The following is a 20,783-nucleotide window of genomic DNA, read 5'->3' as shown; positions in this document are numbered from 1 at the left end:
TTGCAGCGAGGAAGAAATCGATGGGGCGGCCTAGTGCAGCGCGGCAAAGTCAATGTGGACAAGCTCCCATGCTTGCCACGCGGACAGCAGTGGCAATCCGTATTAGACTTGGAGGCATGGTGGAACAGTCTGAAGAAACCCGCGGTGGCACTGCCACGATTGAACGTACCGAGACAACCCAGAGTGTCGAGGCCGGAGATCATGAGCGTTTTGCTCACTACGTGCAGAAGGAAAAGATCATGGAGTCGGCAATGACCGGCGACCCAGTGATCGCTCTGTGCGGCAAGGTCTGGACGCCAGGCCGAGATCCGCAGAAGTTCCCGGTATGCCCCGAGTGCAAGGAAGTCTACGACTCCATGATGGGGTAGTGCTGCGAATGAACTAGCACTACTTCACACAATGCACGCGGCCGGGAAAAGGTAAATGACCGAGACACTCTTTGATTTTGGCGACAAGCTTCCACTAGAAGACAAACTGCCGGTAGCGTATCCGGAACGTGCGGCTTGGGGAACTGGGCCGAAGCTGCGTGCCTGGCAGGCCGAGGCCTTGGCTCTGTACTTCGATACGGAGCCCAAGGACTTCATGGCGGTGGCGACCCCTGGCGCAGGTAAGACCACCTTCGCGCTGCGCTTGGCCAAAGTGCTGATCGACTCGGGCAAGATCAACCGCATGATCGTTGTCGCGCCCACCGACCACCTGAAAAAGCAGTGGGCGGATGCGGCGGCGCGTGTGGGCATCTCACTGGACCCGAACTACAAGAACTCCGACGGCCGGCACGGCTCGCACTACATGGGCGTGGTGGTGACCTATGCCCAGGTCTCGCTGAAGCCCGCGGTGCACCGCGCGAAAACTGAAGATGCCCGCACCCTGGTGATCATGGATGAGGTCCACCACGCCGGCGATGCCCTGTCCTGGGGCGATGGCATTCGTGAAGCATTCGAACCGGCTACCCGGCGGCTTGCCCTGACCGGTACCCCATTCCGTTCCGATGCGGCCCCGATTCCTTTCGTGCAGTATGTGGACGAGGGCGATGGCATTCGCCGTTCCAAGGCGGACTACACCTACGGCTACGGCAGCGCCCTGGCCGACCACGTGGTCCGTCCGGTGCTGTTCATGGCCTATTCGGGCAATATGCGCTGGCGTACCTCCGGCGGCGAGGAGATGGAAGCAAACCTCGGCGAAGGCTTCACCAAGGATGTCACCGCCCATGCCTGGCGTACCGCGCTGGATCCGCACGGCGACTGGATCCCGTCGGTGCTGCAGGCCGCTGACCGGCGGCTCTCGGAGGTCCGCCGCACCGTGAAGGACGCCGGCGGCCTGATCATCGCCACGGACCACGAGGACGCGCGCGGCTACGCGGCCCAGCTCGAAGCGATCTGTGGCGAGAAGGTCACCACCATTCTTTCCGATGACCCCAAGGCATCGCAGAAGATCGACGATTTCTCCGAATCCGACGCGCGCTGGATGGTTGCGGTGCGCATGGTGTCCGAAGGCGTGGACGTTCCGCGTCTCTGCGTGGGCGTTTATGCGACGTCCACCTCCACTCCGTTGTTCTTCGCCCAGGCGGTCGGCCGCTTCGTGCGTAGCCGCAAGCGCGGCGAGGTGGCTTCGGTCTTCCTGCCCTCGGTGCCGATCCTGATGGCCTTGGCCAACGAGATGGAAGTCGAACGCGACCACGCCTTGGACCGTGAAGGTTCCAAGGACGAAGACGGGCTGGACGATTCGCTGCTGGAAGCGGCGAACAAGGAAGACAAGGCCAGCGACGAGCTGACGCGCAACAAGTTCGAGGCGCTGAACTCGCAGGCCTCCTTTGACCGCGTGCTCTTCGACGGCGGCGAATTCGGTACCGGCGCCGACATCGGCAGTGAAGAAGAACTCGGCTTCCTGGGGATCCCGGGCCTGCTGGATACCGAACAGGTTTCCGAGCTGCTGCGCAAGCAGCAGAACAAGCAGATTTCCAAGGGCGGCACCAAGCCCGAGCCGGTCTCGGACCACCGCCGCATGATGGAGCTGCGCACCAAGCTGTCGAAGAACGTCTCGGCATGGGCCGCCCGCACCGGCACCCCGCACGGGCAGATCCACAACAAGCTGCGCAGCGTCTGCGGCGGGCCTGCCGTGCCGCAGGCTACTGCTGACCAGCTGCAGGCGCGCATTGACAAGCTGCAGGACTGGTTCGTCGGGCGAAAATAGGTTCCACGAGAGAACGGCTTTGCCCCTGACCGGAAAATTCGGTCAGGAGCAAAGCCGTTTCTGCTTTCCGGGGGATCATCAACCCAGCGAAATCACCGTTACCCCGGCTGCCCTCAGTTCCTCGCGTATCGCCGGCAGATTCTCCGGCGAGACTGCTGCGGTCAGCGGAGAAATGATGGTCGTGGTGAATCCTGCTTCAGCTGCATCGAAGGCGGTCGCCTTTACGCAATGATCCGCGGCGAGCCCTACGACATCTACAGAGTCAATGCCTCTGGCCTTGAGCCATGGACCTAGCAGTTCTCCGCTTTCATCAGCCTGGTCAGCCGATGGATCCAGCACTCTGGCTTCGAAACCCGAATAGGCTGCGGTGAAGCGCCCCTTGGCGAAGTGCGCATCCAGGGGCACCTCGGCGAGCTGCGGATGCAGGGCGGCGCCAGATGTTCCGGCGACACAGTGCACCGGCCAGGAATCAATGAAGTCGGGGGTTTCCGAGAAATGATTCCCGGGCTCGATATGCCAATCCTGGGTGGTGACGATTGCCGAGTAGGCATCGCGGCGTTCGGCAATATCCGCGGCAATGGCCGTTGCGACGGCGTTGCCGCCGGTCACGGCCAGGGCTCCGCCTTCGCAGAAGTCGGGTTGGACATCAATGATCAACAGGGCTCTGCTCATCGCTGCCTCCTGGCTGGGGGAAGTGTAGAGATTGGAAAACTGCGGACCGCAGGATCCTTGAATCTGGATCCTACGTCCCGCAGCTGGGATTTTCGTGTGTTCGACTAGTCCTGGATCATGACGGTCGGGATGACCGGTTCGCCACGCTGCATCTTGCGTGCCACGCCTGGCAGTTCCTGGACCGATGCGAAGTGGCGCTCGGTGGCGAGCTTGACGCCAGCTGCACCCACGTACGCCTGATCGATCTCGCCATGGCGCACCAACGGGACCACCAGATCCCGCTCGGGGCCGCCGGTGGTGTACTCGGAAGTGGAGACGATTTCAGCGACAGCGCGGTTGCGTTCATTGAGCTGGCGCACCGCGTACTTGCGCCCGCCCACGCTGGCCTTGTTCGCCGCGGCCTTGGCGACCGGAATCCATTGCCCCGAATCGTCTTGGCGGGCAACCAGCTTGTAAACCATCGACGCGGTCGGATGGCCGGAGCCGGTGACCAATGCCGTGCCGACGCCATAGGCGTCAACCGGGGCGCTGGCCAGGGCGGCGATCGCGTACTCGTCGAGGTCCGAGGTCACGGTGATCTTGGTGTTCCAGTTGCCCAGGTCATCAAGCAGCTCGCGAACCCAGCCTGCCTGCTGCACCAGGTCGCCCGAGTCCAGCCGGACTCCGCCTAGTTCCGGACCCGCAACTTCAACCGCGGTGCGTACGCCCTTCTCCACGTCGTAGGTATCCACCAGCAAGATGGTGTCCTTGCCCAGCGAGGCAACCTGCGCTTCGAAGGCGGCGCGCTCGGTGTCGTGAAGCAGGGTGAACGAGTGGGCCGAAGTGCCAACGGTCTTCAAGCCATAGCGGGCACCGGCTTCCAAATTGGACGTTGAAGTGAATCCGGCAATCATGGCGGCCCGCGCGGCAGCCACTGCTGATTCCTCATGGGTGCGGCGCGAGCCCATCTCGATACATGGGCGTTCGCCGGCCGAGGCGATCATTCGCGATGCCGCCGAAGCGATGGCCGAATCATGGTTCATGACCGAGAGCAGGAAAGTCTCGATAACGCAGGCTTCAGCGAAAGTCGACTCCACGGTCAGCAGCGGCGAATTCGGGAAGTACAACTCGCCCTCGGCGTAGCCGGAGATGCTGCCGGTGAAGCGGAAGTTCTCCAGGTACTTGATGGTTTCCGCGTTGACTACCTTGTTGTCGCTGAGGAAACGCAGCTGTTCGTCATCGAAGCGGAAGTTTGCCAACCCTTCGAGCACGCGACCAGTACCTGCGACCACGCCATAGCGCCGGCCCTCGGGCAAGCGGCGAGCGAATGCCTCGAAGACAGACGGGCGGTGAGCTGCACCGGATCCCAGCGCTGCTTGAAGCATGGTCAGCTCATAGTGGTCGGTGAAGAGACTGGTGCGCATGTGACGCTCCTGATGATCGGAAAAGGCCTTATACGGTGCTGCTTGGGAAAGCAGACCGGTTTTACTGTATAACGGCTCACGCTCAAGGTGATATTTGCCGTGTCCGGTGTTGCGTTCAGCTTCCAAGCGTAAAATGGAAGCCATGACCGCAATGCCCGATGTACTTTCCGAATTTGAAACCCTGGTATCCCAAGACAAGCCCTGGCGCTTGGTCGTGTGGAATGATCCAGTGAACTTGATGAGCTACGTATCCTACGTGTTCCGTTCCTACTTTGGTTTCAGCGCGGAAAAAGCCGAGAAGCTCATGCTGCAGGTGCACCATGACGGCTTCTGCACGGTGCGCAGCGGCAGCCGCGAAGCTATCGAATCCGATGTGCAGGCAATGCACGGATTCGGCCTGAACGCAACGATGACCCAGGGAGCCTGAACGTGGCGAAGGCCTTCAAGAACGGTTCCAAGGGCATTACCGGAACACTGCACTCCGCAGAACGAAAACTGATCCGCGAACTCTTCGGCGATGTCATTGGAATGCTCGAGGAGCGTGCGCAGCTGCACCAGCTGCCCGAAGATGTTGATCCGCTTTACGCCCTGACCGGCATGCGGCCCGAGTCCATGGACCTGCCGCCGGTTTCCGATCCAGCGCTGGCCAGGCTGCTGCCGGATGCCAGCGATGACGCAGTGGCCGCCGCGGAGCATCGCCGGCTGACCGAAGCCGACCTGATCGCGCAAAAGGTTGGCCGCCTGCGCGAGGCCCAGATGCTGCTGGACACCGAAAAGCTGGTCTTGGACAAGGACACCGCGACGCGTTTTGCCCAAGCGCTGAACGACGTGCGCCTGGTGCTCGCAGAGCGCCTGGAAATCCGCAGTGAAGAGGATTCGGCCCGGGTCGCAGAGGTGCTCGATGCATCCGAGGTGAACACCCCGGACGAATACATGTCCTTGGTGTACAACCTGATTTCATGGGTCCTCGATACCCTGATGGCTGCACTGATGGATGCGGAGTTCTAATCCATGAATTCCTACTTTGCTACCGGGCAGGTCTCGGCCCCGGAGGCCAATACCCCCATCGGCATTTTCGACTCGGGCGTTGGCGGGCTGACCGTGGCCCGCGCGATCATTGACCAGCTGCCGGGCGAATCGCTGATCTATGTGGGGGATACCGCCAACTCTCCCTATGGCCCGCTGCCCATTGCCCAGGTTCGGGCCAATGCGCTGGGGGTGATGGATGAGCTGGTAGATGGTGGCGTGAAGCTGCTGGTGATTGCCTGCAATTCGGCCTCTGCCGCAGTGCTGCGCGATGCTCGCGAGCGCTATACCGCGCGCTATGGCATCCCGGTCGTCGAGGTCATCCAGCCGGCGGTGCGCCGTGCGGTAGCCGGCACGAAGAATGGCAAGATCGGCATCATCGGCACCCAGGCGACTGTTGGTTCACGCGCCTACGAGGACGCCTTTGCGGCCGCGCCGAACTTGCAGGTCTCCACCGTGGCCTGCCCGCGTTTCGTGGAGTTCGTGGAGTCCGGCATTACCGCCGGTGCCGAGCTGCTGGAGATCGCGCAGGAATATCTGGCGCCGCTGCAGGCCGCCGATGTAGACACCCTGGTTCTGGGATGCACGCACTATCCGTTGCTGACCGGCGTGATCTCCTATGTCATGGGGGATTCGGTCAGCTTGGTTTCGAGTGCCGAGGAAACGGCAAAGGACGTTTTCCGGGCGTTGACCCGCCATGCCCTGGTGCGCAACGACGGCGCCGCGGCGCGTCATGAGTTCCTAGCCACAGGCAACGCTGATAGCTTTGGTGTACTGGCTCGCCGATTCCTCGGACCCGAGGTGCTGCAGGTGCGCCACGTGGACCATGTAGCCGCCCACTATCCGACCGGAGCTATTTCGCGGATTACCCCGCAGATGATTGCCGCGTCGAAAGCGAGTAACGAATGAAGCTGACCATCATTGGATGCACCGGGTCATTCCCAGGGCCGGGATCGCCCGCTTCCTGCTACCTGGTGTCGGCCTTTGATGGCACGCGCGACTGGAAGATCCTGCTGGATCTGGGCTCAGGCGCATTGGGCGTGCTTCAGCGTTACACCGATTTAAAAGACATTGACGGGATCATGATTTCCCATCTGCATCCGGATCACTGCATGGACCTTTGCGGTTTGCATGTGGCGATTCGCTGGGATCCGACGGGCTGGGGCCGGGACCGGATGCTGGTGCACGGTCCGGAAGATACCGCCGAACGCATTGAAACGGCCTACTCCCTGCCCGATGGCGACACCATGGCCAAGGACTACGACTTCCAGGTCTGGAAATCCTTGCAGCCGGTGAACATCGGTCCCTTCACCATCACTCCCTACCCGGTGCGCCACCCGATCAAGGAAGCCTATGCGCTGCGCGTGGAAGCGCATGAGCCGGGCCCCGATGGCGAGTTGCTGACCAGCGTGCTGACCTATTCCGGGGACACCGACAGCTGCGATGGCCTGGTTGAGGCAGCCCGCGGCGCTGACATGTTCCTGTGCGAAGCGGCCTTCGAAGAGGGCCGCGATGACCATATCGACGGCGTGCACCTGACGGGCAAGCGTGCTGGCGAAATGGCGACCGCGGCCGGTGCCGAGCGCATGCTGCTGACGCACATTCCGGTATGGACCGACATCAACAAGGTAGTCGAGGAAGCCAAGGAAACCTACGACGGCGGGATCGCTGTTGCCGTTTCCGGGGTGACTTACGGCGTGTACTCCGGCAGCCTGAAGGAAGACAAGGACCCGGCCCTGTTCAAGGGGGAGCGCGGTACCGACTACCTGAAGACCCGTACCGGCACCATGCCGACCATCAAGTACGAGAAGACCCGCAAGTTCCCCTTGCTCAAACGCAAGAAGTAGGCACGCGGAACCGGGAAAAAGCACTGGCGGACAGGAAGAAATATCCTCTGCGCCGGTGCTTTTCGCGTTCCCGGAAGCAGCCTAGCCGGCGCCGTGCTTGGCGCCCCAGGGCTTGTCGTATTTGCTGGCCAGTCGGGTCAGGGCCAATGCGGCGACCAGCAGTCCCACGTCGCGCAGGGCGACATCGAGGAAGATGCCCATCGAGACCAGATTGACGATGATGCCCAGCAGCCACAGTGACAGCACATAGCTCGCGTAGCGCGGCTTGATGATCATCGATGCGGCGGCAACCAGTTCCACCACGCCAACGAAATGCATGGCGGTTTGCGCGGAGAACGGCACGATGGCAATGATCCACGGGGCCAGGTATTCCGGCCAGTAGGTCATGACGTTCGCGAACTTGTCCAGTCCCATCAGCAGGGGCAGGACGACAAATCCAATGCGCAGGATCCAGAATGCGCTCAACGACGGGTCGGTGTTGACTCGTGCAGCTGTTGTTGCCCGTATGTGCTAGACCGGATGCTTCTCGCTCCATGAGGCGCTCATGGCGATCACCCTCCAAAGGTTTGAACGTATACCCAGAATTCGCCTCTCGGGCCTATTTGTCAAGATCCATTGTTGATAGAATTCTGGCATGTCGACAAAACTGAGCTTGCAGCAAGATGCGGTCCTCAAATCGCTCAACGATCCGGTTCGGCGGCGACTGTTCGAATTCATTTCGCAAAGTCCGCAACCGGCAGGACGCGACGCGGCATCCAAGGCCGCAGGAATCAGCCGGACCCTGGCCGCCTACCATCTGGACCGGCTGGCAAGCGCAGGATTGCTGGCGGTGACTTTCGCACGGCCGGAAGGCAAAAACGGGCCGGGGGCCGGGCGCACCGCGAAACTTTACGCGCTCGCCCAAGAGGAAGTATCCGTGAGCTTGCCAGCGCGCAATTACCGCCTCTTGGGCAGCTTGCTGGCGAACGCGGCCAGTGCCGATGCCTCGGGGGCTGTGCTCCAGGCGCTGCGTCAGGCGGCACGTGGCGAGGGGCAGAACCTGGGGCAGGCCGGTGACGGGCTCGTGCCGTCGCTGGACGAGCTGGGCTATGCGCCTGAAACAGACGAGCGAGGAGAGATCTCCATGGGGAACTGCCCCTTCCATCTGGTCGCGCAGCAGCAGACCGAACTGGTCTGCTCCATGAACTATGAACTGGTTTCAGGCGTCTTGGAGGGGTGCCAGTTGGATTGCAGCCGGGCCGAGCTGAGCCCGCGTCCGGGGCGATGCTGCGTTGTGGTGCATCCTCAATAGTTGCCAAGGATACGCCACGAGGTGCATTTCACCGTAACTCGCGGGTTCACCCGTACAGATCGAGCGGTGCGCGTGGTTAGGATGGAAGCATGACTTTACGCGCTGACGGCCGAGGAGCCGCGCAACTTCGAGACATTACCATCACCCGTGGCTGGTCCGCTCAGGCCGAAGGCTCGGCGCTGATCGAATTCGGCGACACCCGCGTGCTGTGCACCGCGTCCTTCACCGAGGGCGTGCCACGCTGGCTCAAGGGCGAAGGCACCGGCTGGGTCACCGCTGAATACGCGATGCTCCCACGTGCTACCAACACCCGCAACTCCCGCGAATCGGTCCGGGGCAAGCTCTCGGGCCGCACCCATGAGATTTCCCGCCTGATCGGCCGCTCGCTGCGTGCCGTCGTGGACACCAAGGCCCTGGGCGAAAACACCATCGTGCTGGACTGCGACGTCCTGCAGGCCGACGGCGGCACCCGCACTGCCGCCATCACCGGTGCCTACGTGGCACTGGCAGAAGCAATTTCCTGGGCCCGTTCGCAGGGCATCGTGAAGGCCAACGCCAAGGTGCTCACCGACTCGGTCGCCGCGATCTCGGTGGGCATCATCGATGGCACCCCGATGCTGGACCTGCCCTACGAGGAAGATGTTCGCGCCGAGACCGACATGAACGTCGTGGTCACCGGATCCGGCGACTTCGTCGAGGTCCAGGGCACCGCCGAAGGGGTTCCATTCAAGCGCGAGGAGCTGGATGCCCTGCTGGACCTGGCCCTTGGCGGAACCAACGAGCTGGCCGAGATCCAGCGTGAAACCCTGAGCAGCACCAAATGAGCAAGCCGGTACTGGTGCTTGCCTCGCGCAACCAGGGCAAGCTGCGCGAATTGCGCGAATTGCTGCGCGGGCAGGTGCCGGGCTTGGATGTTGACAGCCAGGTCATCGACGCCGCCACCGCTGGGGCTGCCGATCCGGTTGAAGACCAGGTCACCTTCCAGGGCAATGCGCTGAAAAAGGCTCGCGAGATCTCGGCATCCACCGGCCTGGTGGCGCTGGCCGATGATTCCGGCTTGAGCGTGGATGTGCTCGGGGGAGCGCCGGGAATCTTCTCGGCGCGCTGGTCCGGGGTGCACGGCAATGACGAAGCGAATATCGATCTGCTGCTCGGCCAGCTCGGCGATATTGCAGCCGAGCACCGCGCAGCGCAGTTCGTCTGCGCCGCGGCACTGGCTACCCCAGAGGGTGCCGAGCACGTGGAACTGGGCAAGGTCGAGGGCGTGCTGCGCACCGAGCGTGCCGGCGAGCATGGGTTCGGCTATGATCCGATCTTCGAACCGGCCGGTGCCGGCAAGTCCATGGCCCAGCACACTCCGGAGGAGAAGAATGCGATCTCGCACCGGGCTCGCGCCTTCGCCGCGTTGCTGCCCAGCATCATCGATGAGGTCACCAAGGCCTTGGCCAAGTAGCCTCCAAATCCCGGATAGAACAAGAACGCCAGCAAATCCTGAAACGGATTTGCTGGCGTTTTTGCGCTAGTGCGGGAAGTTCTCGCCGGACCGTGCCAGGGCCAGGTAGGGCCGCTCGTCGAACTCGGTCACCAGGTATTGGGTTTCGCATGCGCGGCACTGCCACTGTGCGGGAGGCCCCACAGGCATCATGCAGCCAGCGGTGACGTACTCGTCGTCATTGGGCATGAAGCTTGGCATTCCCCAGATGATCTTCAGCGGATTGCGTTCCCCGCATTCCGGGCAGGCAGGCTTCGCGAACTTCCGGAGCTGTTCCAGGGTTGGCTGGTGGGCCATGTCGTGGCAGCCACGGCAAAGCAGCACCACCTCATCGGCATGGTCCTGGATCTCCCAACGCAGGCCGTTGTGATGGCTCTGCGGCAGATGGACCTCGGGTCTGGCAGAAATATCCCGATCGCAGATTTCGCAAGCAAGCGGTTCATACGGTGAAGCCTTCTGGAGGATGGCCACAACGCCCAGCACCTCATTGGCCTTCGCAGGCTGCGAGGGAGTGCAAGGTCCGGCGGTGACGAATATCGGGCGGGGGCGTTCGAGAAGATCCCCGATGCTGCCCAGAAGCTTCTGGGCAAGGGAATCTGCCAAATACTGCGAGCGTCCTGGAAGTTCTGCGCCGATCATGGACTCGAGCTCAGCCACGGAGATCGGGTCGGTGAAGGTCGCCAAATTGGTGAAGGTGAGCCGCTCCGCCTCATCGGCTTCGGTGATTTCAAGGCTGGCAATCAACGCTGGAGTGCCCTCCAATGCCGTCAGGACGAGATCGCCTGCCCGCAGGGGTTCCTCCAAATTCCAGCGGAATGACTCGTTCTCCTGCCCCAGGGCCGCCGCGGAAGCCAGTGCATTTGCCTGGCGGCACCAATATACCGGCTGGCCCTTCGTGCCGGTGAGCAGTGCGCGATTCAATGCCGCTTGGTTCGGGCGGCGCAAGGGGTAGTCCAGGATATTGCGGCCGGGACGCTGCATGGTGCCAGCGCGCGAGTCCTGGATTCTGGCGATCAGCTCGCGCCGGGTAGCGCGGGCCATTTCTTCACCGGTGGATTCGGGGAAAAGCACCTTGTACAGCCCGAGCAGGATCTGGCGATCCAATGCTCCGAGAAGCGGATCCGGAGCCTCAAGGCGATTGAAAAGTTCTTGCATGGTCCCTCCCATAAAGGCCTGCAATCCGTGGATTGCGGTCATTGCCCAGCGTGCGATCACTATTTTCCTGGGCCAGATACTGCAAATTATTCGTAGCCATCGCCAGCCCTTCCCGGTTTCGGGTTGCGCCATGCGTTGTCTCGGTCTGCAGCTCCATTTCCGTGCTCACCACGGTGAACGCACCATCGCCGGTGCCCGTTCCAGGCAGCCCCGTCGACAGTTCCCAGCATAGATAGCGAGGCGGACAGTTTGGGGTACCGGATTTTCCGTGGATATTTTGCCGCCCCGCTATTGCACAGAACCGAACTAGGTTCTATGGTTAGTTACATGAGTAACTAACCCACTAACTCATCTAGTGGAAATGAGCACGGAGAGGAGCCAGCATGATTGATGATTCAAAACCGATCTTCTTGCAGATTGCTGAGCTGATTGAGAACGACATCATCTCTGGTGTTCTTGCAGAAGAAGCGCAAGTTCCATCAACCAATGAATTCGCAGCGTTCTACCGGATCAATCCGGCCACAGCAGCCAAGGGAATCAACCGGCTCGTGGAAGACGGACTGCTCTACAAGAAGCGGGGGATCGGCATGTTCGTCACCGAAGGTGCACCGCGGCGGCTGCGAGAACAGCGCCGCGAGAAATTCCAACAGCAATTCATCACCCCATTGACCGCAGAAGCCTCCAAGCTGGGCATTGGCCTGGATGAGCTGGTCGCCATGATCAAGACCGGTTCGGATTCTTGAAACATCTCTACTAGGCAGGGAGGAACGACATGCCACGAACGACAGCAATCGCCACACGCGAGCTGAGTAAGACCTACAAGGACGTGCGAGCGCTCGACAACGTCAGCCTGGAACTGGAACCCGACCGTATCTACGGGCTGCTTGGACGAAACGGGGCCGGCAAGACCACGCTCATGTCCATCCTGACCGGGCAGAACTATGCGGACCAAGGCACCGCCGAAATCTTCGGCCACGCCCCCTTCGAGCATGATCCGACGCTCTCGCGCATCTGCTTCATCCGCGAATCCCAGAAGTACCCCGATGACTTCAAGGTCCACCAGGCCTTCAAATCCGCAGCCCTGTTCTTCGAGAACTGGGATGAGGAACTGGCCCAGGATCTCGTCGAGGCGTTCGCACTGCCGACCAGGCGCAGGATCAAGAAGCTCTCCCGCGGGCAGCTGTCCGCGGTGGGCGTGATCATCGGCATGGCCTCGCGGGCTGACATCACGTTCTTCGATGAACCCTACCTCGGCCTGGACGCGGTAGCGCGGCAGATCTTCTATGACCGCCTCGTCGAAGACTTCGCGGAATATCCACGCACCATCGTGCTCTCCAGCCACCTGATCGATGAAGTCGCCAACCTGCTCGAGCACGTCATCGTGATCGACAAGGGGCGAATCGTCATCGACTCGGATGCCGAAGAGCTGCGCGGCACAGCGGTAACGGTAACTGGCGAGGACGCCAAGGTCCAGGAATTCATCGGCTCCGCGCAGGTAATCCATCGTGATGCACTCGGCGCCCTGGCCAGCGTCACCATCAAGGCCAAGCTGGATTCGGAGCAGCGCGAACAAGCGAAGCTCATGGGCCTGGACCTGAGTCCGGTGTCGCTGCAGCAACTGGTAGTCCGCAGCGCCTTGAGCAGCACCACCGAAACAGGGATCGACGAACGGACGGAGGCAAGAAAATGAACCGCATCATCAAAGTCGCCCGCATGCAACTGATCAACAAAGCCACTTTCATTGGAATCCCGCTGATAATCCTGGGTGGATCGTTCCTCTTCACACTGGCCATCTGGTGGCTGGTCCGGCGCAACGGCAGCGACGAAGGGCTGTACAGCGGTGGCGCCCAAGCGCCGATGTGGTACTTCTTGGCCCTGGGCATCCAGGCGCTGACGCTGACTTTCCCGTTCTCCATGGCCATGAGCATTTCGCGGCGTACCTTCTATCTGGGAACCGTGGCACTGTTCTCCGTCTGCGCACTGGTTCTGTCGGTGTTCTACTACCTGATTGGATTGTTGGAAGTCGCCACCGGTGGTTGGGGCATGGGTGGCCAGTTCTTCGCCCTGCAATGGATTGCGGATAACAACTGGCTGGTCCAGATCCTGTTCTACTTCGTGCTGATGGTGCTGCTGTTCATGGTCGGCTTCCTGATAGCGACCATCTACATGAGGTGGCGCACCACGGGCATGGTGGTTTTCTTCACCCTGCTGGGTGTGGTGGTGCTGGGAATCATCGCCCTGTTCACCTTCGGCAATTACTGGGACCAGTTCTGGAGCTGGGCCTTGACCTGGACCGCCGCGGGGATCACGCTGTGGGGCGGCCTGGTGGCCCTGCTGATGGCAGGAGGATCCTATCTCACCTTGCGCAAGGCAACCGCCTAGCCCGGGTCCGAAATGCAGGGCATATGGGCACCGGTTCCCTTTCCCTTGGGGGAAGGGAACCGGTGCCTGCTTTTGCAAGAAGGCGCCCAGCGGCCCGGGACCGCGATTTGCTATTCTTCAATGACTGCCGGTGAAGGCGCTGGAGCCGCCCGTGCCGCGGCGGCAGGGGAGCAACCCAGGAGAGAAATCATGAGCGCCTCGCCGACCGGAATTCGAACCGCAGACGGAGCGCTGGAATTGCGCCGCGAGTTCACCCAATCCCCGAGCAGGATCTGGCGCTATCTGGCTGACTCCCAGTGCTTGGCGCTCTGGTATGGCCCATGGCACGGGGACCCGGAGCGCGGCGCGGTGGACGTAGTGATGCTGCTCGAGGACGGTTCACCCACCGAACGAGTCGAAATCCTGCGTTGCGATCCGCGCATGCACCACCTGCAGGTGCAACTTGGAACAGGCCCCTCGGCATGGCGGCTGGAGCTCGCGGTGCAGTCCTGCGGCGAGGGCAGTTCCCTGGTCTTCCGGATGCCGGGCCTTGACCCGCAGCTCGCCGGCTCCGTCGGGCCGGGCTGGGACTACTACCTGGACCGCCTGGCAGCCGTGGTGAACGGAGCCGATGCCGACAGCGTGGACTTCGAGGCCGATTACTATCCGGCGCTCAGTGAGCATTACGAGGAGCTGTTCGGGCACTGAGTTCCCTGCGTGCAGGGTTCGACTCGCTCAATGCGGCCGGCTGATGATTGTGAGATGCCCTGCCTTGCGCCCAAGCCAGCCAGGCCGCCGATAACTTGATCGATACAGGTCAAAATCGGGTTGCAGCGAATTATTGGCACGTTATCGCCCGGCGGTCACCGCGCGGTGCACGGTGCGCGAATGTCACGCATGCCGGTGCCAGCGATTAAGCGAGTAAGCTATTGGGCGTGGCATTGGACTTCACAGCAGTAGATTTTGAGACAGCAAACGGTTTTATCGGCTCCGCCTGTTCGGTGGGCCTGGTCAAGGTACGCTCCGGGCAAATCGTCGAAACCGAACAGTGGCTCATGCAGCCGCCGGCAGGCTTCGACCACTTCGACCCGCGCAACGTCTCGATCCACCACATCACCCCCGACATGGTGAGCGCCGCGCCACGGGTGACCGACAGGATTCCGGAACTGCTGGAATTCATCGGATCCGACGTGCTGGTGGCCCACAATTCTTCGTTCGATTCCGGAGTGATCCGCGCGGCGTGCGAAGCCGGCGAACTGCCGGTACCGGAAATTGCGCACCTGTGCACCGTCAAGCTCTCCCGCAAGGCCTACGATCTGCCCAGCTACTCGCTGCCGTTCGTTGCCGAAGAAGCGGGACACCCTATCGAAAACCACCACGAGGCCCTGGCTGACGCTGTGGCCTGTGCCTGGGCAATGATCGATATCGCCGGGCGCAGCGGACAGCAGTCCGTGTTGGAGACGGCAGACCACTATGGCGTCCGGCTGAGCCTGACCCAGCCGTGGCAGCCAGGCCACGAACTGTCCCGCGCCACCCGCGACGCCCAAGGCTGGCTGGCTGCAGGCAACCCGTTGCCGCCGCAGGATTCCTTCAACAACTGGCCGCAGGAAGGGCCGAACCCGAAGCCGAGCGACAACGCGGATCCCAGCCATCCGCTGTTCGGCCAGATCATGGTGTTCACCGGCAACCTGTCCATGCCGCGCCCCAAGGCCAAGGAACTGGCCGCCGAACACGGCGCGCAGACCGCCTCGCGGGTCACCCGCGCCACCACGGCGCTGGTCGTCGGAGACGGCTTCGTCCCGGAGGATCTGGCCAACGGGCGGCTGACCAACAAGGCCAAGCACGTACTCCGGCTGCGCGAAAAGGGCCAGTGGGTCAGCATCATCTCCGAAGGCGAGTTCATGCAGATGGTTGGCGGGTTCGGGCTGACCGCCTAGCAGACCGCAGAAGCCCGGCCGGCACAGATCGAATCTGTGCCGGCCGGGCTTCTGCCATTTTTTTCTGGGCGCGGTTCCTAGACCAGCAGTGCCATCCAGCGGTCATGCAGCTCGGAGATGATGTCATCCAGTGCGCTCGCGGGGCGCTCGCCGACGGCTTCGGTGCCGTAGATGGCAGCCAGCAGCGCTACAGCGTAGGCGTCGACCTCGGGATCCCGGGCAGCTTCTTCTTCGGCGGTTGCCGCCGGGGCGGCCTCGATGTCCGATTCCGCGTCCTGCTCGGCGGCATGCTCGCCGAAGTACGCCGCGTAGGCCTCTTCGGGGGACAGCGAGATGTTCTCGGCGATCCTGGTGGCCACCTCGCGCAGCGCATCGGCCGACGGGCCCTGCAGGCCAACGAGCAGCTCGGCCCATTCGCCGGCGGCGGCCTCGGAGCGTTCCATGGCCGAGCGGATGATCTTCGCCGCGGCAATGGCGGTCTTGGCCGCCTGGTCGTCGTGGGTCAGGAAGGCGGCCGAACGGGCCAGGGTCTCGGTGGTGCCCACAGGGACCCGGGCCAGCAGCGCGGCAATCGCGGCACGCGGCAGCACGCCGGTGGAGTCGGCGCCAGCGCCGGTGGGACGCCCCGGCTGTCCCATGTCGGGGCTGTCCAGGCCGGCGAGGTTCTGCGGATCGCCGTCCAGGATCTTCTCGAAGATCTCGACGTTGGCGAATTCCTTGTCGATCCAGCGGCCCAGCGGTTGCGGGGCGCGTTCCGGGAAGGAGCCGGCGATCTTGCTGTAGCCGCGCAGGGCCGCAAGCCACATGCAGGCCGCTTCGTCGCTGGCGACACCGTCGTTGGCCCATTCCAGCGCTTCCAGCAGGCCGTCGGCCAGGTAGAGCGGGAGGATTTCGGTGGCCCCGGGGTCAATTTCGTCACGGGCGTGGGTTGCGCCATCGGCTAGGCCGAGGAGGATCGCAAACACCTTGTCTGAGTAGTTCTCTGGCAGGAGTGCAGTTTCACCGGTTTCATTCACATCACCATTCTAATGTCCAAGTTGTCCGCGGCATTGCATAAGGTTGGACACATGCGATTGCTTCACACCTCGGACTGGCATTTGGGACGGACCTTCCACGGGGCCTCCCTGATCGAAGCGCAGCGCGCAGTGCTGCAGGAAATCATCGATATCACGATTAATCAGCAGGTTGATGCGGTGCTGATTTCCGGTGACATCTACGACCGCGCGCTGCCGCATGTGGATGCCGTCCAGTTGTGCAACTGGGTGCTGCGCGAGCTGCGCGCCACCGGGGCCGCCGTCGTGGTCACCAGCGGCAACCACGACTCGGCCTCCCGTCTGGGCTTCGGCGCAGAGCTCCTGGACAGCGCCGGGGTGCACATCATCGCCGACCTCCAGCGCATGCTGCTGCCGGTTATCCACGATGCCGGCGATCACCGGGTGGCCATCTACGGTATCCCGTACCTGGAACCGCGCATGGTGATGGAACGCCTGGGCGTGGAAAAGGCCAACCACGAAGCGGTGGTCCGAGCGGCCATCGCGCAGATCGAAGAAGATCTTGCGCAACTGCGGGCAGGGGAAAAACCGGTAGTTTCCATCGCGATGGCCCACCTGTTCGCCGCCGGCGGCTACGGCAGCGACTCCGAACGCGAGCTGAGCACCGGCAACCTCGACGTGGTTCCGGCAGAGCTTTTCGAGCGCTTCGACTACTCGGCGCTGGGGCACCTGCATGGACGGCAGAAGGTCAAGGAGCACGTGCGCTATTCGGGCTCTCCGCTGGCATACTCCTTCTCCGAGGCAACGCAGCGCAAGGGCGTATGGCTGATCGACACCAACGCCCGGGGCATAGAGTCCGTGCAGGAAGTCCTGCTTCCGGTGCCGAAGAAATTGGCCATCCTCAAGGGCAAGCTCGCTGAGCTCCTGGCGGATCCGGAACTGGAATCCGCCGCCGATGCATGGTGCCAGGTCACGCTGACCGATAGCGAACGCCCCGCCGACGCGATGGCAACGATTCGAACCCGTTTCCCCGACACCGTGGTGCTCAATTTCGCCCCCGAACACGCCGGCGGGGATGCCAAGCCGGCGAGCTATGCCGAGCGCATGGCCAAGGCCGCCAGCACCGAACAAGTGGTGGGGGACTTCATGGAACATGTCCGCGAACGCGCGGCCGATGAACTGGAACGGGAAGTCATCGGCGCCGTCATCCAAGCCACCCGAGAGGCACAGGCCAGCCAGTGAGAATCCACAAACTCCAGATCCAGGCGTTCGGGCCCTTCGCAGGCACCGAAGAGATCGACTTCGATGAATTGGCCGAAGGCGGGCTGTTCCTGCTTGATGGCCCCACCGGTGCCGGCAAGTCCAGCATCCTGGATGCGATCTGCTACGCCCTGTACGGTGCGTTGCCCGGAAGCCGCGCCGGCAGCCGGCAGATCCGTTCGGACCATGCCCCGGCCGGTTTGGCTCCGGAAGTGGTCTGCGAGCTGACCATCGGCGACCGGCGCTTCGAGGTCACCCGTTCGCCGGCCTGGATGCGCCCGTCCAAGCGCGGCAAGAACAAGACCACCGAGCAGAAGGCCGCCAGCTTCCTGCGCGAGTTCACCGGTTCGGGCTGGAAGGAACTGTCCACCCGCAACGACGAGGTGGGCCACGTCCTGGGCAGCCTGCTGGGTCTGGACCGCGAGCAGTTCACCAAGGTAGTCATGCTGCCGCAGGGCGGCTTTGCGGACTTCCTGCGGGCCAAGGCCAAGGACCGCGAAGATCTCCTGGTGAATCTCTTCGATACCAGCGGCTATGCGCGGATCGAGGATGAATTCGCCGCCCGGCTGGCCGAAGAGCGCAAGAAAACCGAGAGCCTGGAAGCACGCCTGAGCGCCAGCGAAGAGGCCATCCATTCCGCTGCCCGGGCGTTCCTCGCCGGCCGCGAAGCCAGCGATGAGCCCGCCGAGGCCGACGGCGAAGCGAACGCCGACGCCGATGGCGCTGGACAGGCCGCGGCGGTGGACCTGAGCAGTGCCGAGCAGTTCGCCGGCTATCACCGCCGGATCGCGGCGGTTCACCGGGACTCGGCCCTAGAAGCGGCCAAACTGCGCACCGAGATGACCCGCACCCGCGAGCAGGCGCAGGCCCTGGAGGAACGCCGCCGGATCTTCGCGCGCCTGGCCGAGCTGCGCGGCATGCAGGCCGGCTATGCCCAGAACCATGAAGCGGCCGCAGCGGCTGCCGCGCGCTTGGACAGCGATGCCAAGGCAGGCGCGGTGCGTGCCTACCAGGCCCAGCTCCAGGAGGCATCCGTCGCCCAGGAGCAGGCCAAGGCAACCTGGCTGGACAGCAAGCTGTGGCTTGAAACCGAACAGGGGCTGGACCCCAGCGCCGACGCTGCCGGTCTGGAGCAGCTGCGCCTGCCGGCGCAGCAAGCGGCCGAAGAACTAGCGGTGGCCAAGGCGGGCCTGGACGATGAAAAGCGCCGCGGCGTCCTGGCCGGCCAGGCACGCAAGGCCGCCGAACTGGCCGCTGCGCAGGAAGAGACCCGTGCCCAGGCCGAAGCCGAAGTTGCCTTGCTCAAGGCCGAACGTGCTGCGCTGGAAGCCGCGGACCTCGACCAGGTAGCCGCCGGCGGCAAGGTCCAGCAGGCCAAGGAACACGTGAATGGGCTGGAGACCAGGATCCAGCATGCCACCGAGCGCGACACCCTGGAGAAGCAGGCGCTGTCCGCACGGGAGAAGTCCAGCGCACAAGAGCTGGAGATTGTAGGCGTAGCCAATACCTTGCTTGACCTGCGTACCGAGCAGCTGGCCCAGAGCGCTTTGCGATTGGCTGCCGCGCTGGAAGACGGGCAACCGTGCCTGGTCTGCGGTGCGCAAGAGCATCCCGCCCCGGCCCGGGCGGATGCCGATGCGCCGCTGATCGACGATGAGCAGATCCAAGCGCTGGAAGCCGCGGTGGCTGCGGCAAGAGCTGCCGGGCAACGGGCCGCGCAGGCGCGCGACACCCTGGTGGCCAAGTTCCAGGCCGCGCAGGAAGCCGCTGGCGATGCCCCGGTCGCGGACCTGCGGGCGGAGCTTGCCACGGCGCAGGCCGGGCTGGAACGGGAGCAGAAGCAGCAAGGAGAAATCGCTGCCCGCGTGGCAAAGCTGGATGCGGTGCGCCAGCGTACCGAGCAGCAGAACGCGCGGGCATCCGAGGCCGTACTCGAGCACGCCACCGCGAAGCAGCGTGCGCAGTCCCTGCAAACCCAGCTGGCAGAACTCGATGCCAAGCTGGAGCAGCTGCGCCAAGGCCGGGAGAACCTGGCCGAACTTGTGGCGCAGCTGTCCGCCACGTCCCAGGGCTTGGCCAGCGCAGTGCAGAACCTGCGCCGTTTCCTTGAGGCCGGCGAGGCGCTGGAGAAGGCCGAGGCCACCTGGAATAGCCAGCGCACGGCCGCCGGTTTCGAGAATCCGGCTGCCTTCGAGGCCGCCTTGCTGGACAGCGCCGAACGCGAGCGCCTGCGCCAGCTGCAGCGTGCCGATGCCGATCTGGCCAGTGCCATTGCCACCCTTGAAGCGTCGCAGGACTGCCGCAAGGCCCAGGAATTATCCGCGCAGGGCCTTGAAGGGCCAAGCGAAGAAGGGATTGCCGAAGCGAAGCTGCTCTCTTCCCTCGCCGAAGAACGCTTCGAAGCGGCGCGGGAACAAGAAGTGCTGGCGCAGACCCAGCTCGCTCGCCACGAGCAAGCAGCCACTGACCTTGAACGCCAGCGGACCGAGGCAGGCCCGGTCATCGAAGACTACCGCCGGCTGCGCGGATTGGCTGAAGTGATTCGTGGCGGGGGAGAGAACCTCTACAAGATGACGCTGAGCACCTATGTGCTCGCTGCCCGGCTGGAGGAAGTGGCCATCGCCGCAACACAGCGCCTGGGCATGATGTCCGGCGGCCGCTACTCGCTGCACCATGATGATTCCAAGCAGGGCAATTCGAAGTCCGGGTTGGGGCTGCAGGTGCTCGATTCGTGGACCGGGAAGCGCCGGGAAACCCAGACGCTCTCCGGAGGCGAGACCTTCATGGCCTCGCTGGCCCTGGCACTGGGCCTGGCGGATGTCATTTCGCACCATTCCGGGGCCGTGGACATGCAGACGCTCTTCGTCGATGAAGGCTTCGGTTCACTTGATGCCGAGACGCTGGAAGAAGTCATGCAGGCGCTGGAAAACTTGCGTGCCGGGGGACGGACCATCGGCTTGGTCTCCCACGTGGCGGAAATGAAGCAGCGCATCACCAATCGGATTTCGGTCAGCAAGACCCAGCACGGTTCCACCATTGAACGCGATGGCACTGTGATCTTGGCTGGATAGATTGGACTTGCCCCAGGGCAGTAGCTATCTTGAAAGTAGTGCCATCAGGCATGCCTGGGAAATTTTGTGCGTCGGGGGGTGTGGGA

The 20,783-nt window shown here is 63.1% G+C and carries 20 protein-coding genes and 1 pseudogene; 16 read left to right on the top strand and 5 right to left on the bottom strand.

Going from position 1 to position 20,783, the window contains the following annotated elements; all coding sequences use genetic code 11:
- Window positions 1-116: 116 nt before the first annotated feature.
- The gene (locus AC1Z36_RS13855; RefSeq protein WP_105658424.1) at window positions 117-368 is read left to right on the top strand and encodes a DUF3039 domain-containing protein; all 252 of its coding nucleotides are present in this window, start codon (window positions 117-119) and stop codon (window positions 366-368) included.
- 55 nt (window positions 369-423) lie between these two features.
- Window positions 424-2,190, top strand: a complete 1,767-nt coding sequence (locus AC1Z36_RS13850) for a DEAD/DEAH box helicase (protein WP_105658425.1) — start codon at window positions 424-426, stop codon at window positions 2,188-2,190.
- A gap of 78 nt (window positions 2,191-2,268) precedes the next feature.
- Here the strand turns inward: AC1Z36_RS13850 and AC1Z36_RS13845 are convergent, their stop codons facing one another.
- Together AC1Z36_RS13845 and AC1Z36_RS13840 are read right to left on the bottom strand one after the other, a co-directional pair.
- Window positions 2,269-2,862, bottom strand: a complete 594-nt coding sequence (locus AC1Z36_RS13845) for an isochorismatase family protein (protein ID WP_105658426.1) — start codon at window positions 2,860-2,862, stop codon at window positions 2,269-2,271.
- A 104-nt stretch (window positions 2,863-2,966) separates the two neighbouring features.
- Window positions 2,967-4,265 carry a nicotinate phosphoribosyltransferase gene (locus AC1Z36_RS13840; RefSeq protein WP_105662594.1) on the bottom strand — a complete coding sequence of 433 codons (1,299 nt, stop codon included), beginning with the start codon at window positions 4,263-4,265 and terminating at the stop codon, window positions 2,967-2,969.
- A 142-nt stretch (window positions 4,266-4,407) separates the two neighbouring features.
- Between AC1Z36_RS13840 and clpS the strand changes: the two genes are divergently transcribed.
- The 4 genes and pseudogenes from clpS to AC1Z36_RS13820 form a co-directional block, all read left to right on the top strand.
- Entirely contained in the window at window positions 4,408-4,692 is a 285-nt protein-coding gene (clpS, locus tag AC1Z36_RS13835; protein ID WP_105658428.1) for an ATP-dependent Clp protease adapter ClpS, read from the top strand.
- Window positions 4,693-4,694: 2 nt separating this feature from the next.
- Window positions 4,695-5,273: a DUF2017 domain-containing protein gene (locus AC1Z36_RS13830; protein ID WP_105662595.1), complete on the top strand. Its 579-nt coding sequence runs from the start codon at window positions 4,695-4,697 to the stop codon at window positions 5,271-5,273.
- A 3-nt stretch (window positions 5,274-5,276) separates the two neighbouring features.
- On the top strand, window positions 5,277-6,200 hold the full coding sequence (murI, locus tag AC1Z36_RS13825) for a glutamate racemase (RefSeq protein WP_105662596.1): 924 nt from the start codon (window positions 5,277-5,279) through the stop codon (window positions 6,198-6,200).
- Window positions 6,197-6,991 (top strand): annotated as a pseudogene (locus AC1Z36_RS13820) (MBL fold metallo-hydrolase); the annotation flags it as partial. The gene murI and the pseudogene AC1Z36_RS13820, both read left to right, overlap by 4 nt.
- Window positions 6,992-7,219: 228 nt before the next feature.
- Here the strand turns inward: AC1Z36_RS13820 and AC1Z36_RS13815 are convergent.
- Window positions 7,220-7,603, bottom strand: a complete 384-nt coding sequence (locus AC1Z36_RS13815) for a hypothetical protein (protein WP_483561361.1) — start codon at window positions 7,601-7,603, stop codon at window positions 7,220-7,222.
- Window positions 7,604-7,772: 169 nt separating this feature from the next.
- On the opposite strand from AC1Z36_RS13815, the gene AC1Z36_RS13810 reads away from it, so the two are divergent.
- The 3 genes from AC1Z36_RS13810 to rdgB all read left to right on the top strand — a co-directional run bounded on the left by AC1Z36_RS13810 (window position 7,773) and on the right by rdgB (window position 9,882).
- Entirely contained in the window at window positions 7,773-8,429 is a 657-nt protein-coding gene (locus tag AC1Z36_RS13810; RefSeq protein ID WP_105662597.1) for a helix-turn-helix transcriptional regulator, read from the top strand.
- Between the two features lie 89 nt (window positions 8,430-8,518).
- Window positions 8,519-9,253 carry a ribonuclease PH gene (rph, locus tag AC1Z36_RS13805; protein ID WP_388025335.1) on the top strand — a complete coding sequence of 245 codons (735 nt, stop codon included), beginning with the start codon at window positions 8,519-8,521 and terminating at the stop codon, window positions 9,251-9,253.
- On the top strand, window positions 9,250-9,882 hold the full coding sequence (gene rdgB / locus AC1Z36_RS13800) for an RdgB/HAM1 family non-canonical purine NTP pyrophosphatase (protein WP_105658434.1): 633 nt from the start codon (window positions 9,250-9,252) through the stop codon (window positions 9,880-9,882). Before rph ends, rdgB begins: the two co-directional genes overlap by 4 nt.
- A gap of 66 nt (window positions 9,883-9,948) precedes the next feature.
- Here rdgB and AC1Z36_RS13795 read toward each other — a convergent pair whose 3' ends face one another.
- Window positions 9,949-11,076: an HNH endonuclease signature motif containing protein gene (locus tag AC1Z36_RS13795; RefSeq protein ID WP_426734837.1), complete on the bottom strand. Its 1,128-nt coding sequence runs from the start codon at window positions 11,074-11,076 to the stop codon at window positions 9,949-9,951.
- Window positions 11,077-11,459: 383 nt separating this feature from the next.
- Here AC1Z36_RS13795 and AC1Z36_RS13790 point away from each other — a divergent pair, with 383 nt between their 5' ends.
- The 5 genes from AC1Z36_RS13790 to AC1Z36_RS13770 all read left to right on the top strand — a co-directional run bounded on the left by AC1Z36_RS13790 (window position 11,460) and on the right by AC1Z36_RS13770 (window position 15,374).
- Complete coding sequence (locus AC1Z36_RS13790) at window positions 11,460-11,819, top strand: GntR family transcriptional regulator (RefSeq protein WP_181148913.1); 360 nt, start codon at window positions 11,460-11,462, stop codon at window positions 11,817-11,819.
- A 29-nt stretch (window positions 11,820-11,848) separates the two neighbouring features.
- Window positions 11,849-12,766 carry an ABC transporter ATP-binding protein gene (locus AC1Z36_RS13785; protein ID WP_332488202.1) on the top strand — a complete coding sequence of 306 codons (918 nt, stop codon included), beginning with the start codon at window positions 11,849-11,851 and terminating at the stop codon, window positions 12,764-12,766.
- Window positions 12,763-13,458 carry a hypothetical protein gene (locus AC1Z36_RS13780; RefSeq protein ID WP_105658437.1) on the top strand — a complete coding sequence of 232 codons (696 nt, stop codon included), beginning with the start codon at window positions 12,763-12,765 and terminating at the stop codon, window positions 13,456-13,458. The genes AC1Z36_RS13785 and AC1Z36_RS13780 overlap by 4 nt, the downstream gene beginning before the upstream one ends.
- A gap of 189 nt (window positions 13,459-13,647) precedes the next feature.
- Window positions 13,648-14,145, top strand: a complete 498-nt coding sequence (locus AC1Z36_RS13775; RefSeq protein ID WP_332502815.1) for an SRPBCC family protein — start codon at window positions 13,648-13,650, stop codon at window positions 14,143-14,145.
- A 227-nt stretch (window positions 14,146-14,372) separates the two neighbouring features.
- Window positions 14,373-15,374: a 3'-5' exonuclease gene (locus tag AC1Z36_RS13770; RefSeq protein ID WP_483561360.1), complete on the top strand. Its 1,002-nt coding sequence runs from the start codon at window positions 14,373-14,375 to the stop codon at window positions 15,372-15,374.
- A 77-nt stretch (window positions 15,375-15,451) separates the two neighbouring features.
- Here the strand turns inward: AC1Z36_RS13770 and AC1Z36_RS13765 are convergent, their stop codons facing one another.
- A complete protein-coding gene (locus AC1Z36_RS13765; RefSeq protein ID WP_332498734.1) occupies window positions 15,452-16,390 on the bottom strand; it encodes a hypothetical protein in 939 nt (312 codons plus the stop codon).
- Window positions 16,391-16,441: 51 nt separating this feature from the next.
- Between AC1Z36_RS13765 and AC1Z36_RS13760 the strand changes: the two genes are divergently transcribed.
- Entirely contained in the window at window positions 16,442-17,608 is a 1,167-nt protein-coding gene (locus tag AC1Z36_RS13760) for an exonuclease SbcCD subunit D (RefSeq protein WP_483561359.1), read from the top strand.
- Window positions 17,605-20,697 (top strand): AAA family ATPase, encoded by a 3,093-nt coding sequence (locus AC1Z36_RS13755; RefSeq protein WP_483561358.1) that lies wholly within the window; start codon window positions 17,605-17,607, stop codon window positions 20,695-20,697. The genes AC1Z36_RS13760 and AC1Z36_RS13755 overlap by 4 nt, the downstream gene beginning before the upstream one ends.
- Window positions 20,698-20,783 lie beyond the last annotated feature (86 nt).

It is taken from the genome of Glutamicibacter sp. BS14 (assembly GCF_056934375.1).
This window is presented reverse-complemented; position numbering and strand designations above follow the sequence as displayed.